This window comes from Paraburkholderia sp. PREW-6R (assembly GCF_039621805.1).
Lineage (GTDB): Bacteria > Pseudomonadota > Gammaproteobacteria > Burkholderiales > Burkholderiaceae > Paraburkholderia.
Window position 1 is genome coordinate 3214945 of record NZ_CP155073.1, and the last position, 14045, is coordinate 3228989.

The 14045-nt window shown below is 59.5% G+C and carries 12 protein-coding genes; 6 read left to right on the top strand and 6 right to left on the bottom strand.

The features are described 5' to 3' along the window. From AAGS40_RS14230 to tssB, 6 genes are all read right to left on the bottom strand, one after another. The gene (locus tag AAGS40_RS14230; protein WP_345812098.1) at positions 1 to 258 is read right to left on the bottom strand and encodes a PAAR domain-containing protein; all 258 of its coding nucleotides are present in this window, start codon (positions 256 to 258) and stop codon (positions 1 to 3) included. 79 nt (positions 259 to 337) lie between these two features. Next, positions 338 to 1126, bottom strand: a complete 789-nt coding sequence (locus tag AAGS40_RS14235) for a hypothetical protein (protein WP_345812099.1) — start codon at positions 1124 to 1126, stop codon at positions 338 to 340. Then, a complete protein-coding gene (locus tag AAGS40_RS14240) occupies positions 1119 to 3740 on the bottom strand; it encodes a glycoside hydrolase family 19 protein (protein WP_345812100.1) in 2622 nt (873 codons plus the stop codon). The genes AAGS40_RS14235 and AAGS40_RS14240 overlap by 8 nt, the downstream gene beginning before the upstream one ends. A gap of 8 nt (positions 3741 to 3748) precedes the next feature. After that, positions 3749 to 6088, bottom strand: a complete 2340-nt coding sequence (gene vgrG / locus AAGS40_RS14245; protein ID WP_345812101.1) for a type VI secretion system tip protein VgrG — start codon at positions 6086 to 6088, stop codon at positions 3749 to 3751. A gap of 90 nt (positions 6089 to 6178) precedes the next feature. After that, positions 6179 to 7714 (bottom strand): type VI secretion system contractile sheath large subunit, encoded by a 1536-nt coding sequence (gene tssC / locus AAGS40_RS14250; RefSeq protein ID WP_345812102.1) that lies wholly within the window; start codon positions 7712 to 7714, stop codon positions 6179 to 6181. 75 nt (positions 7715 to 7789) lie between these two features. Next, complete coding sequence (gene tssB / locus AAGS40_RS14255; protein WP_345812103.1) at positions 7790 to 8302, bottom strand: type VI secretion system contractile sheath small subunit; 513 nt, start codon at positions 8300 to 8302, stop codon at positions 7790 to 7792. A gap of 503 nt (positions 8303 to 8805) precedes the next feature. On the opposite strand from tssB, the gene tssK reads away from it, so the two are divergent. The 6 genes from tssK to tssE all read left to right on the top strand — a co-directional run bounded on the left by tssK (position 8806) and on the right by tssE (position 14027). After that, the gene (tssK, locus tag AAGS40_RS14260) at positions 8806 to 10158 is read left to right on the top strand and encodes a type VI secretion system baseplate subunit TssK (RefSeq protein WP_345812104.1); all 1353 of its coding nucleotides are present in this window, start codon (positions 8806 to 8808) and stop codon (positions 10156 to 10158) included. After that, entirely contained in the window at positions 10155 to 10889 is a 735-nt protein-coding gene (locus tag AAGS40_RS14265; protein WP_345812105.1) for a DotU family type IV/VI secretion system protein, read from the top strand. Before tssK ends, AAGS40_RS14265 begins: the two co-directional genes overlap by 4 nt. Beyond that, on the top strand, positions 10886 to 12682 hold the full coding sequence (locus tag AAGS40_RS14270) for an OmpA family protein (RefSeq protein ID WP_345812106.1): 1797 nt from the start codon (positions 10886 to 10888) through the stop codon (positions 12680 to 12682). Before AAGS40_RS14265 ends, AAGS40_RS14270 begins: the two co-directional genes overlap by 4 nt. A gap of 97 nt (positions 12683 to 12779) precedes the next feature. Beyond that, entirely contained in the window at positions 12780 to 13265 is a 486-nt protein-coding gene (locus tag AAGS40_RS14275; protein ID WP_345812107.1) for an Hcp family type VI secretion system effector, read from the top strand. Between the two features lie 5 nt (positions 13266 to 13270). Beyond that, a complete protein-coding gene (locus AAGS40_RS14280) occupies positions 13271 to 13582 on the top strand; it encodes a hypothetical protein (RefSeq protein WP_345812108.1) in 312 nt (103 codons plus the stop codon). A 13-nt stretch (positions 13583 to 13595) separates the two neighbouring features. Further along, positions 13596 to 14027 (top strand): type VI secretion system baseplate subunit TssE, encoded by a 432-nt coding sequence (gene tssE, locus AAGS40_RS14285; protein WP_345812109.1) that lies wholly within the window; start codon positions 13596 to 13598, stop codon positions 14025 to 14027. Positions 14028 to 14045: the final 18 nt, after the last annotated feature.

Consider the following 14045-nt stretch of genomic DNA (forward strand, 5'->3'; position numbering starts at 1 on the left):
TTACCGAACCTGGGCCCCGCTGGACGCGGCAATGAGGACCGCCCCACACCGCGTGTGATCGCCGTCGCGCGAGAGCGGCACAGTGCCGTCCTTCAACCTGCCGCTACCTTCGACGATCTCGTTGTCGCCGTGGATCGGGCATGACACCTTGTCGCCAATACGGGCGGCGCGGCGACCCTTTACCTTGATGCGATCCGAGCCGGTCAGAATCTTGCCGCCGTGGCTCGTTGCGTCACCTTCGTATGCGAGATTTCTCAAGTGAACTTTTGCTTCGGATATGTTTCGAAATAAGCCGCTCATCCTGCCTTTACTTCGAGTAGATAAGTCCAGCTCTAACTTAACTTTTTTGCAGCGCTTCGGCTGCGAGGGCGCTGCACATTAACCACATGTCTAACGGCTTCGCACCTCCAGAGTACTGGACCTGGCACCACCCCGCCGTCATTTTTTCAACGGTGGCTCGGTCCCCTTCGATCAGATATTTTTTTGTCCTACTTCTAATATCGGGACCATCAAACAGGTACGTTTTGTATTTAACTCGGGCGGGAACATTGCCACCATCACTCATCAACGTGGCAAAAGGGGAAGCCATTGCCAGCTGTATATCTTCTTTTGATTGATAAGGGTATGTATAAACCACCTTGGATCCATCGGACAAAAAACTGTAATCTTCTCCGAACCAGCTGGAAGCGTGCTCATCGCGACGCATCGCACTTCCAGCCAGGGCGAAAACGTCAATCGAATAGAAATCGCCAGATGAATTTTTCTCAACGAGAGAATCTCTCACCTCCACAGAATGAATGACAAAAATCTTCTCTACCTGATCGCGACCGACATTCGATGAAAACGCATCAATAATTTGGCCCGGCGTGTCATCGTAAAGCAACCCCCTCCCCTCCGCCTTTACTGGCATATTTCCGTTGACTGAATAATACAATGAGATCGAATTGGCGCCGGTTAGTGTTTTTGTTTTAGAGTCGACCACTGGCTCTATAACAAAACAAACCGTTCCACTCTTTAATTTCAATGGCGGATAACTCTGTTCGCGGTGAAGATCGTCGCATGCGGTTTTTGCTTCCGCTGAGCCACCTAGAAGAGCCAACACCAGAAAAATACAAATCTTATTCATCAATACACCCCGACGAGAAATCGCGATTGAATATGGCGGATATTTCTCTTTTGAATTGCTGCCGCTCGGAAAGACCTTTGTATCCAGGATTGATTGGCCGGGTGACTTTCTTAACCCCCTCGTCGCCCGTGGTCTCCGAACTGTCAGCAATTGACCCGATGCCTCTGTCGGTCCAAAACCATAGTCCAGTCTCTATGATCACTCTGGGGTTATTTTCGACAAGCTCCGGCTGACTATCTATGGGATAGCCGATTTTCTGCGCACAGCGTTTGTAGGTTTCGTAATGCGTCAAATGAAGCAAGCCGCGACCACGAAAATCTTTACCGGGCTGTTCGTTTGCGCCAAAGCAATGCTCGCCATAAGCTGCATCATTTGCAATCAAATGATTTTGAATCCACGCGACCTTCGCCGCACGAGATGCGAAAACAATGTTTTTCCGGGCGAAACCGTTATCGATGGCAGTGGGAGCCATCCTGTACAAACTTTCCCCTGTATAACTTTGATAATTTAACGATTCTCTAAATGCTGTAAACCGCCTTGTTTCGTGCTTGGCCTGTGACAACAAATGCCCCATCTGACGGCAGCTATTAACGCCATATTCGGGAAACAAGTCGATTGAAGCGCGGGCCATTTCTGAAACAAAGCCAGCGCTTGCGCCGGGGGCAATTTTATTAAATAGCTCAGGGGTCAACGTGATGATTGCACCGCATCTCTTGCAAACCAGATTTTTACTGGCGAAATTGGATGCGATGGCAATTGGGTTAAGGTGATGTACATCTGACTCCGGGAAGCCCATCACTCCCATCTTCACATCGTCCCACCACGCAAGCTTATCGATCCGCTTCTGCTCTTCCTCGTGTTGCGGCTTGGGCCCCGTCTGCTTCTCCAGCTCCGCAATCAACTGCTTCGACTTCGACGGGTTCGCCCACTCGCTGTCGTGCTTCACGATCAGCCGCGACGCCGCCGGCATCCCCCACGGATACCGGCCACTCTCTGTCACCGACAGCGTGCATAGTTCGTCAGCCGCCTGCCGGCCATCGCCTTGTGTGAACAGGGCGTCGTACACCTTGAGCATCAGCGGGCTGAGATTTGAACGCGAGGCGACGTCGGCAATATTGGCGCCGCTCGCATAATCAACCCACTTCTCGTTTGCCGCAAAGATCGTATGTGCCGGATCATGGGTATCCGCCACGCACTCGAAGTCGATCCACTTCTGCGCGAATTCCCGCGTCACCCGGCCACTCGCGTGGTTGAAGTCGCACACCCAGCCGTCGATCGGCTGGCCTTGTGCATTCACGCCGTCCACGTGCCACCAGGTCACGGGGTAACCTGGATCCGGATTCGGATGCGGCTCGGCCAATCGCCGTTTCGGATCGCGCGCCAGCTCAGCGAGGGAGTACACCCGAACGGCGTGCATCTTTCTCGACTGAGGGTCTGCGCCCGGGACAAACTTGTTGTCCTGGCGTTGATACAGCACCGTGCCCGGTGCGATCCGAAGAATCGTCGGTTCGGTGGGCAGGCCCAACGCCGACCAGTCTTCCTTGTGCGGGCCGTGTCGATTGACCCATGCGCGCCCCTGCTCGAGGAACGGCTGGATGCTGTCGTCGCAGAACACTTCGATGTGCGCCATCCGGGTTCCGGACGTGCCTTGGCTCAGCGAGTCGTAGCGGCCGAGGTGGCCGATCAGGTCGGCCGCCTTGATCGGAATGCCGCCGCCAGTTCCCTGCTGATCCCCCTGCGTACACGTCTGGTCTGTCGTGACGATCACCCGGTCGAACATCGCGTCCGGGATGACCTCCTCGACGACCCGTCCGCCGTTTTCCTGGCCTAGATAAATCCAGCTGCCCACAGCACGCGACGGCTCGACATAACCGCCGGCATCAGGGGGATACATTGACGTGCCGTGCAGATCCGTCACCAGGCCCCAATCCTTTTCCTTCCTGCCGATGCTGACGCTCGCTCCCTGCGGCAGAATGCCAATGATTTCGCCGTGCGGATGATTTCTACGAACCCTTAGCCCCTGCTGTGCCGGATCAGCGACCTGCCCGTTACGACCCGGCGAGGGCTTGTCCTGCGCATGCGGCGTCACCTGCCATTGCCGCGGCCAGTACGATGGCTTTTCGCGATTCGGGAAGTTTGCATAGTCCTCCGAGGACATGAGGTGCATGTAAAGACTGTAGAACGTCAGCTTCGTGCCAGGCGGGAACTCCATGGTGTGCCGCACCAGCGCGAAGCCCGTGCTGTACGGAGCCTGAGCCGGCGAACCTTCACCGGGCGCAGCGATCTCGCTAAACGGATAGGTTTTGTTGGCGCGAAACGCGATCAGCACGCCGTCCGCGATGCAGCGCAGCCCCGCGTCGAGATCCAGCGATTGCCCTGCGCCTGCCTCCGTGACGTGGATGCCACCGTGCCACATCCCCTTGCGGCTGACGAGGTATGCGCCCGACGGCTCGCGGTCCGCGAGCAGCCTGTAAATCTCGCGCTCATCGGTGAACCGGGCGGAGGCTTCCGACTGGCTCCGTCCCTTGCGAAGGAACGGAAAGGCGAACGGTAACGGCTTCAGCCTGGCGGGCGCGGGAGTTTGCGCCTTCTGAGTGGCGGGTTGGCTTGTCATGATCGAGCTCATTCAGAAAAGGCAAAGTTCGTTGCGTCCTTCACGTCGTTGAGCGGCGCTTTGGACCATGTCGGAAATTTGAAACTGCCGCCGTCCGGGTCGTCGACTTTCAGGTTGCCCCTAAGCGCGATTTCTCCAGCAGGGCTGCCAAGAATGATCTTGCCGCCTGAGAGCCGGATGTAGGCACCAGCCCCATCGCCAATCGTGACGCCTTTGCGGCCGGTGACAGTGACTTCACCATCCGATGAACAGGCCGTCAGGTCCTGCATTGACATGAGTTCCATCGAGTCGGACTGCGCGTGGATCTGGACTTGCCCCTTTGCGGCGAAAATCCGGATCCCGAGTCTCGCCGCAAAAAACGAGATGGCCTCGCCGGCTGCGACTGCGATACGCTTCATGACGCCAATGTCGAGGCCGTCGCCGGCAGTGACAAACATTTGCTTGCGAGCGGCAAGCTGCATCTGCTGACCGCTGAGGAGCCCGACGCCATCGGGGGCTGTCGCAACCATGACGGCTTTCTGAAGCTGCTTGAGCTTGTGCTGGATCAGTGCGCGCTGTTGATCGATGTCAGCCTGCAAGGCCTTCGCAGCATTCGCCGATTCATTGAGCCCATGCAGGATCTGTTCGGCCTGCTCGAGCGTCGTGTCGGCATCCTGCATGGCGAGCTGTTCGCCTGCGGCGCCTGGCTGTCCTTCGGCGGTGACCAGCACGCCCTTTGCTCCGCGAACAACAGCCGGCCCGTCGGTGCGCAATTCCGCACCATGCCCCCGCTCCTCGCGATCTCCATCGACCATGTGCCCCAGGTTCAACTCGCTCGCCTGAAACGGCGTCGTCAGACGGATGTGCTCAACACCTTCCTTATCCTCCATCCGCATCTCGTTCTGCCCGGCAGTACGGATGAGATTGCGGGTGTGGTTCAGGTTGTTGACGAGGTCCGGATGCAGACTGTCGTGCATCGCGCCCATGATGATGGGCCTGTTCGGATCACCGGCCGTAAAAAGGAGCGCGACTTCCACGGAATCGACCAGCGGAAAATGATGGCCGTAGTTGTTCCCGCTATACGGCTTGGCGAGGCGCACCGGCCGGCTGGTGCCGCCCGGACTCCACTCGTCCAGATCGAAGGGCAGCTTGATGACATACCAGCCTTCTTCTGTCAGGTACGAATATTTGTACTTCCCAGGCGACGTAACGCGAGCCGGCAGGATGCCCGCGATGACGGGTTTGGCAATTGACTCCATCGGTGTCCGCCAGACGCGGTCCGCCGGAATGCCTTCGAACGTGACCCGATACGATTCGCTGCGCGCGCCATGCGAGCGCACGGACGTGATGAAGATCCCATACTTCGCGTCGACCTGGACCGGGTCAACCTGCATCACTTCACCGGCTTCCAGCCAGAGCGGACTGCCGGTCCCCATGAAGGTAACCTGACTCGCCAGATGCGCCTCATGGCGCAGACCAGCGATACGCTGGCCTTCTTCGGGCGTCTCGTAATGCTCGCCCCAACGGTAGTCGACCGCGTGGGTCGTCTGGTCGCCCGGCGCCGTGTTGTTCTCGACTAGCAGAGACACATCGGCCTGCCGATGGTTGTAATCGTGCAGCTTCACCGATTCAGGCACCCGCCGCGTGCGCCGCCTGAGTCTCGTGATGGAGTCGGCACCCACGCTCTCGAGTCCCGAGTCAAGACGGTACGGCACCGTTCGCGGTTTGCGCGCATACGCATCCAGATCGTCGCCGAATACCACGACCGCGTAGTCTTTCTTCTGCTCCCAGCGGAACCAGATGCCTTCTGCCGCACAGATGCGCTGAAAGAAAGCAAACGTTGTTTCGTGGTACTGGGTGATGTATTCATGCCGCTTGTATTTACCTCGCAGCTTGAATACAAAGTCGACGCCGGAACGGTAGCCTGCATGACGCAGCGTATCGGTCACGATTTCCTCGACCGACTGCTTCTGGAACAGGCGACTCGTCACGCCCCGGTCGAGATCGGCCATTTTCGGTTCGAGGGTCACCCTGTAACGCGTCTCGTCGGCCGAGGTCTCGAACTCATCGAACTTCGTGACGATCCCGTGGATCGTTTGTGCAGGCGGCATTGTGCTGAATTGATCCGCACTGTCGTCATACAAACTGCGCAGATTGCCCATGTTCGGATCGATCGGGGTGGTGATGAATCGGGCCGGACGGCCGAGGACCTGAACCATCGGAATGCCTGCCATCGGGCTCGTGAATTCGATCTCATACCGGTAGAGCTGGCTGATACGGTCAACGCCAGCGAATTTCACGACAGAGAACGACGCCGGCTGCGGCGCGAGCTTCAATTCATAAGCCTGATGGGTCATTACCATCGACATCGAATTCCTTAAAAGCGATCACAACAGGACCGCCAGGGCAACGATAGGCGCCCTTGGCGGCTTACACGGCAAATATCAGATCAGTCCAGACTAACTTCTTGCCTTCGGCATCTGCGACACCAGCGACAGGCCAATGTCCATACCTTCGACCTGAAAGTGCGGGATGATGAAAAGTTTGATGCGGAAGAAGCCCGGGTTATCCTCGATGTCTTCCACCGTCACCTTCGCCTCGCGCAGCGGGTGCGATGCCTGCAGTTCATCGCCCGGATCCTTCATCTCGGTGACGAGGCCCTTGATCCAGCTGTTCAGTTCGAGTTCGAGCAGGCGGCGGTCCTTCGTCGTCCCGATGTTTTCACGCTGGATTAGCTTCAGGTAATGCGCGATGCGCGAGAGCAGGAAGATGTACGGCAGCCGCGCGTTGATGCGGCTGTTCGCCGTGGCTTCCCTGGTTTCGTACAGCGCCGGCTTTTGTGCCGAGTTGGCCGAGAAGAAACACGCGAAGTCATGGTTCTTGTAGAACGAGAGCGGAATAAAACCGAGATTCGCGAACTCGAATTCGCGCGTCTCCGGGATCAGGACCTCGCTCGGAACCTTCGGCTGCAAGCCGGTGCCGAGGTCGTACAGATGGACAGGCAAATCTTTGACCTTGCCACCAGCCTGCGGGCCGCGGATCTGAACACACCAGCCGTTATTCACGAAACTGCGGGTCATGTTGGCCGCGAAGGCGAATGACGCGCTCACCCACAGGTACTTGTCATGGTCCGGACCCTTGACCGCTTCTTCGTAGTTAAACGCGCGCACCGGCGTGGTGTCCTTGCCGTACGGCAGACGGCCCAGCACGCGCGGCATCGTCAGACCGACATAGCGGGCGTCGTCCGTATCGCGGAAGCTTTTCCACTTGATGTACTCGGCGCGATCGAAGTAGTTGCCGATATCCTGGATGGCCGCCACTTCCTCCATCGACTTCTTGCCGAAAAATGCCGCGCCGACCGAACCGATGAACGGCATGTGTGCCGCAGCCGCCACCTTCGAAATGTTGCGCAACAGCGCTATATCCTGCGGTGAGTTCTCGAACCCGAAATCGCTGATGAGCGCGCTGATCGGCTGGCCGCCCGGCGTGTCGTATTCCTCGATGTACGTGAGGCGGTACAGACCGCTCTGGACAATCTCCGGTGTGTCCTCGAAGTCACGCTGCAGCGCTTCCTTCGAGACGTCCAGCACCTCGATGCGCGCATTGCGGCGGAAGTCAGTGCGCGACACGAGCATCTTCAGGCCCCGCCATCGGCCCTCGATCGCCTGAAACTCGGGCGTATGCATCACTGCATCGAGCTGACGGCTGATCTGGCGATCAAGCTGGCCAATATGGAAATCCAGCAGCGACTTGTCCAGCCGCTCGACAGGCCGGCGCGACTTCGCGACGAGTTCGAGGAAGGCGCCCATACCACGCGCGATGCGTTCGTCGGCCGATGCCTCGGAGAGCGCGTCGCTGTCGCGAAAGGCCACGAGCGGCCGCGCCTCGGCGACCGGCTTCAGGTTGATCTTCTCGCATAGCGACGCATAAACGCTATCGTGCTCGAGCACGACCGTCTGCATTGCGCGCTGACTGGATTCACGCTGTTGTTCCATTTTTTTTGGTCCTTGCTACGTTCTCATCGCTGCATGCTTGCGGATGCGGTGAAGGCCGTTTCGGTCCGACCACGCTCAGGCATGGCCTTCCTGCTGCGTGGCCGCGGTCGCAATCTGACCGAGCTCGCCGCGCAGCGTGTCAGACAGGCGCTTATCCTTCAGAATCTTCTCTAACGCGCGCCGGAAGGCGCCGTTGTCGAGCAGGTTCGATTTGAGGTCGCACAACAGATTGCGCATGGCCAGCAGCGCCTGCAATTCCGGAATCTGTCTGGCAACGTGCTCCGGCTCGAAGTCCTTCATCGAGCGGAACGACAGATTGACCGGCAACTCGGAACCGTCGGCAGCCAGCGTGTTGTCAACGGTGACCGTCAGGTCTGGCGCGTAGTCGGCGAGAACGGCATCGAAATTATGTTTGTCGATATTGACCTTCTTGCGCTCAGCCAGCGGCGCCTGTTCGCGGCCCGCGCTGAAGTCGCCCGCGACGAGCAGCTTGAGCGGCAGCTCGACCTTCTTCTGGGCGCCGCCCGTGTGCAGATCGAGTGTGATCGAAACCCTTGACTTCGGAATTTCGCGCTGAAAACTGTCCATTAGCTATCCTTATAAATCAAGGTCATGGTCTTCGCAGAACTTCCTGGTGCGACGCGATGACATCTTTCGCCCACGTTACGATCCGCAAAGGGATACCGACGGCACATTATCGTGCGCCCCCGTTCGTGCGACTTTAATGTCGACCTGTATTAAACAGGCTTGCGTAAATTCCGTCAAATTTTAATTAGCGTCGTAAATATAGGACGGAATGTCAATCACGAGTTAAGCCATTGATTCGAGCGACGATCGAATGGCCATAAGTCCCGCCCATCGGGGCTTTCATGATTTCGCATCCCAAATCTTATTTGTGAGATAGTCATGTGACATATGGAAAAACAGATTTTCTCAGTGCTGGCGGGATCAACTCATCTCACTAAAGACGCAATCTTTAAAATAATCCAAAAGTCCGCAATGTTAATTAATCATTCGAAGTATACGATTTTATAAAATATCCAATTAGAATCCGTTCTTCCAATATCGACAAAAACACGTACACCACACGTATGCGGATCAACAAACCGCTCTGGCATGAAGGGCTTATCCTTACGCAGCAGCACTTCCAGCAGCAGGACCGGTGGACGGCGTTCGCGGTGCAGCAGTTCGCCAGCGCAGCGCTTGCGGAGCCTTGGGGCACGCTTGACGTCGAGGTTGACGAAGAGGCGCTTGCCACGAGCCGCCTTAAACTCACACGGCTAAAGCTGCGCTTTCCGGACGGTACGGCGCTCGACACGGCGGTGGCCGATGCGTTGCCGCCTGCACGCGATCTGACGCAGGGCATACCCGCCGACCGGCAAAGTGTCACCGTGTTGGCCGCGCTCGCATTGCCGGATGCAAACGGGAACAACTGCCGCTTCGATGAAATATCGCTTGCGCGTCCGCGCCGCGCGTATCGTGAGTTCATCAAGGTCACGGACCTGAACGGCAGCGGGGAAACCGAAATCGCGGTGGAGCGTCATGCGGTGCGTTTGCTATTCGATTTCGAATCGCACGCGGATGACACGATCTGCGCGGTCGCGCGGCTCACCCGCGCCACGAACGGCCAGTTCCAGCTGGATCAACGGTTCGTGCCGCCGTGCCTGACCCTCGGAAGCCATCCGCGTCATCTCGAACGTGTGAACCGCCTTGCTGACATCCTGCAGGCCAAAAGCCTTGCACTGGGTGCGCGTCGCAGCGAACGCATCGAGCAGATTGCCGAATATGGCGTCGCCGACGTGCAGCTCTTCTGGCTGCTTCACGGCATTCATGCAACGTGGCCACAGCTTCGACTGTTCGCTACACACCCTGGCCGCTCGCCCGAACAGCTGTACGTGGCACTCGCCCAGCTGGCGAGCGTGTTGATGACGTTCTCGACCGGCGCACAACTCACGGATATCCCCGCGTACGACCATATCCATGCGGACGATGTCTTTGCGAAGCTCGAGTCGAAAATTCGCGATCTGCTCGATGCAATCATTCCCTCGCGTGTCGTATCGATTGGGCTGACGCGAAAGGGGCCGACGAACTGGACCGGTCAGTTCCTCGACGAGCGCATCGCCGCTGAAACAGCAGACTGGTACCTGTCGGTCAATGCGCCCGTGCCCGCCTTGGAGCTCGTCGAGCAGTTCCCGCGGCTTTGCAAGATCGGCTCGCCGGACGACGTCGAGCACATCGTCAATTCGGCGCTGCTGGGCATTCCGTTGAAGGCCGTGCCACGGGTGCCGGCGGCCATTCCCGTACGTCTTGATAATCAGTACTTTGCGCTCGACCCGACCAGCACCGCACACGCAAAGATGCTTGCGGCGCGAGCCTGCCAGATCTACCTGCCGGCGTCGTTGCCGGACGCGTCGCTTGAACTTTACGCGGTGCTACGTTCATGAAATTTCAGACTCCTAATCGACGCGAGGCTGGTCTGCTGGACGCCGGCACCGCGCGCGGCGCGGGCGGCGGCATTCGCGATCGGCTTCGCGACACCGCATTGCTGGTGACGTCGCTTGCGTCCGGTGGCGAGGCCGTGGACGCCGATGGACTGCGCGAGCGTTGCAGCCGGCTGATTGAGCGTTTTTCCGAAGCGCTATCGCGTCGGAGCTATCCCGACGATGTGCGCCGGGAGGCGCTGATTGCCCAATGCGGACTGCTCGATGAAACGGCGCTACGCTATCTGCCCGACGATCTGCGTGCCGGCTGGACGCTCAAGCCGTTGCAGGTCGAGAAATTCAACCTGCACGACGCGGGCGAGACCGTTTTCGAGCGGCTTGACGCACGCATGAGGGAACCGTCGCCAAACATCGACCTGCTCGAATGCTATTCGGCGATCCTGGGCCTGGGCTTCGTCGGCCGCTATGCGCGCGAAGGTGAAGCGAAACGCGTAGCCCTGATTGCGGCGCTGAATACGCAACTGGCAACGCTTCGCCCATCGTCAGCGCGGGCGTTTGTAGCGGACCGCGCCGGACCGCGTCTGTCGGACTGGTTCTATCGTGTCTCTCCTTGGGCTGTCGCGGGTCTCGTCTGCGTCGTCGCGGTAATCGTCTGGGTCGTATGGGCAACGGTACTCGACGCGCAACTTGCGCACCTCATGACCCTCATGCAGGCGAAGGGCGTAAAGCCGTGAAATCCGATCTGGCCGCCCTGTCCGCGACGCAGGCGCGTGTGCCCGATCGCGACTACGAGTGGCTGGGCTATCCCTTCCGCACGATGACCGTGTACACGGCCGCGCTGACGCTTTCGGTGATCTGGCTGGTGCTGACGCCCGGTCGCGGTGTGGCGTGGACGCTTACGGTCATCATCGGAATCCTTGCGCTCGCGGTTGCAGTATGGAGCACGCACCAGCTTTCCCGTGCGCGTAATCACGGTGCGCATGCGCTTGCTGCGCTGGGTACCGCGACTGCGGATATTCCGGTCGCGCTACGCACCCGGATGCCTGTCGTTCTGGTGACTGGCGACGGCCTGCCGGCGATCTTCGACCGGGCCGGCAAGGCGCGACAGGTGCACGTCGGCGACGGCGGCATCTGGCTGCGGCTCGACCGGGTGCAGGATCTGCCGCGACTTGCCGTGGCGGTCAGGCAGTGGCGTGACGGCCGTGCGCCGGACGGTGTCGTGCTGGCCGTGGCACCCGCCGTGCACACTGGCGCGGACGTACTCATGCAACAACTGCGCATCACACGACAGGCCGTCGCCGACGCGGCCCGCGCGCTGGGCGCAGGACTGCCCGGGTATGTCGCGGTCTATCAGCGGCTCTCGGCTGACGGACATCCCGCCGTCACGCCTCTTGGGGATGGCTTCCGGTTGAACGAATCGGCGTTGAGCGCAGGGACCCAAAGCGCCATCAATCTTTTCCCCTCACCTTGGTATGGCGTGTCGTCGGCCGTGCGCCTCACTAGCGCCGAGCGTTTTGAAGCAGTCATCTGCGCGGCCGAAAACGAGGTCCAGCAGGCGGCAGGCGATCGCAACATTGCCGCCCGTGCCGCTGCGCTCACCTCCCTTATCGGATGGACGCAGCGCGTCGTATTCGGGGCGCTGACGGACCGGCAGCAGCCGGCAGCGCCGTGCGCCCTGTTCGGTGCCGCGTGGATTGACTGCGGTCCGGCGAGCGGTCCGGGCAATCCGTGGGGACGCGACGTCGAGTTGCAGGTTGGAGTGAAGCGGAAAGCAGCGGTGGCCTCGCCGCTCCCTTGGCCTCTTCCGCAGCCACTGATCGAGGCCATGCCCCGCCGGCACTGGATGTCGCCGCACGTGACGGCCTTCGCTCAAGCACTTGCACTGCTTGGCTGCGCGGCGGCCGTCGCCTTCTGGGGCGCGGCGAGAAACAACGAGGCGCTGATGGCGCGCGTCGGCACCGACCTTGGTCGCTACTCGATGATCCCGGCCGCACATGACCTCGCAAGGCGAAACGCGCTGCAGGCGCTGGCCGGCGACCGCGATCAACTCGACCGGTACGCGCGCACGGGCGTGCCGCTGCCCCTCGCTTTCGGCATGTACCGGGGCAACCAACTGGTCCCCGCCCTCGACCAGGCGATTGCCTCCTACGTGCCACCTTCGCCACCGCCAACCGTCGTGACGCTTAACAGCATGTCGCTCTTTGACAGTGGCCGCGGGCAGCTCAAAGCCGGGTCGACGCGGGTCATGGTGGACGCACTCGAAATGATCAAGGCGCATCCTGGCAAGCGGATTCTCGTAGCCGGCCATACCGACAACGTCGGTAACGCCGACAGCAATCTCACACTATCCATCGCGCGCGCCGAAGCGGTACGCGACTGGCTGATCGAAGCGTCTGCGATCCCGGCGACGCAGTTTGCCATTCAGGGTTATGGCGATACGCGTCCTATCGCCAGCAACGATACCGATGCAGGCCGCGCGAAGAATCGCCGCGTGGAAATCACGCTGGTGCCGGACGCGACGAACTGACGGACAGGTTTTGGCCCCGGAGCGCTCCGCTTCGGGATTCTGAAGCCCGGTCACTGACGCCGGGCGATTGTCGCAGCAAGAAGAAGGGAGTAAAGCAATGGCAATTCCGTCATACATGTGGCTCACGGATGATGGTGGCGCTGCTATCAAGGGATCCGTGACTGTCCAAGGCCGCGAAGGCAGCGTGGAAATCACCGCGTTCGATCATGGCCTGCATATTCCGACCGACGGCAATACGGGCAAGCTGACGGGCACACGTGTTCACGCGCCGATCACGCTAGTCAAGGAGACCGACGCGTCGACGCCGTACCTCTACAAGGCGGTCACGAGCGGCCAGACGCTGAAATCGGCCGAGATCAAGTGGTACAAGATCGACGACGCGGGCAAGGAAAAAGAGTACTTCAACACGAAGCTCGATAACGTCAAGGTCGTCGCCGTGCGTCCGAAGATGCTCGACATCAAGAACCCCGCCTTCGAGAAGCACAACCACCTCGAGGAAGTCGAGCTGCGCTACGAAACGATCACCTGGTCGTACAAGGACGGCAACATCATTCACAAGGATAGCTGGAACGAGCGATCCTGATTCCTTTGAAATTAGAGAAGGTTGCCGAACGACTACGCCGGCAGCATGCGGGCAAGCTGGTTTGCGACGATTCACTGGTCGCTGCAATGGCCGAACGCTGCCTCGCTCGGAATTCCGGCGCACGTCATGTCGATGCGTGCCTCGATCAACGCGTGCGCCCGGCCCTCTGCCGCGGACTGTTGACGCGCATGGTCGGAGACATGACGTCCGCGAAGATCATACTTTCCAGTTCAGCCGAAGGCAGCCTGACGATCGATCTTATCGATCGCGTTGCGCCAGACAGCGACCCTACGACGCCAGAAGCGTCGATTGCCTGAAGGAAGCCATGCCATGCCCGCAGGACCGTCTCTCTATGACATGCTGCTCGGCCACATCGACGGTGAGGCGCTCGATGACCATTCCGACCATACGCTGGAAATCCTGAGCGTTCAGGCGAACGTCCGGCGCATCCTCAACACGCGCGCCGGCGCGTTGAAGCATATCCCGGACTATGGACTGCCCGACCTCACTCATGTCTACAGAAACCTGCCGGCGTCGGTCCACGATCTTCGCAATCAGATGGAAAGCACGCTGCTGAAGTTCGAGCCGCGCCTTCGTTCGGTCGGCATCGAGATCAACGACAATCCTGACCCCGGACTGCTCGCGAGCTTCACGATGGTCTGCCATCTGAAAAAAGCCGGGCTGGTTCGCTTTGGAACGTATTTCGAGCCGCCCGGACGCATGCACGTCAGGCGACTGGTGTACCCTGACCAGACGAGATAGCAATGTAGGCGGTTAAAC

What these genes read in the sequence shown, in the direction of transcription:
- AAGS40_RS14235 (WP_345812099.1), bottom strand. Translation starts at nt 1,126, where the DNA reads ATGAATAAGATTTGTATTTTTCTGGTGTTGGCTCTTCTAGGTGGCTCA.
- AAGS40_RS14240 (WP_345812100.1), bottom strand. Translation starts at nt 3,740, where the DNA reads ATGACAAGCCAACCCGCCACTCAGAAGGCGCAAACTCCCGCGCCCGCC.
- vgrG (WP_345812101.1), bottom strand. Translation starts at nt 6,088, where the DNA reads ATGTCGATGGTAATGACCCATCAGGCTTATGAATTGAAGCTCGCGCCG.
- tssC (WP_345812102.1), bottom strand. Translation starts at nt 7,714, where the DNA reads ATGGAACAACAGCGTGAATCCAGTCAGCGCGCAATGCAGACGGTCGTG.
- tssB (WP_345812103.1), bottom strand. Translation starts at nt 8,302, where the DNA reads ATGGACAGTTTTCAGCGCGAAATTCCGAAGTCAAGGGTTTCGATCACA.
- tssK (WP_345812104.1), top strand. Translation starts at nt 8,806, where the DNA reads ATGCGGATCAACAAACCGCTCTGGCATGAAGGGCTTATCCTTACGCAG.
- AAGS40_RS14265 (WP_345812105.1), top strand. Translation starts at nt 10,155, where the DNA reads ATGAAATTTCAGACTCCTAATCGACGCGAGGCTGGTCTGCTGGACGCC.
- AAGS40_RS14275 (WP_345812107.1), top strand. Translation starts at nt 12,780, where the DNA reads ATGGCAATTCCGTCATACATGTGGCTCACGGATGATGGTGGCGCTGCT.
- tssE (WP_345812109.1), top strand. Translation starts at nt 13,596, where the DNA reads ATGCCCGCAGGACCGTCTCTCTATGACATGCTGCTCGGCCACATCGAC.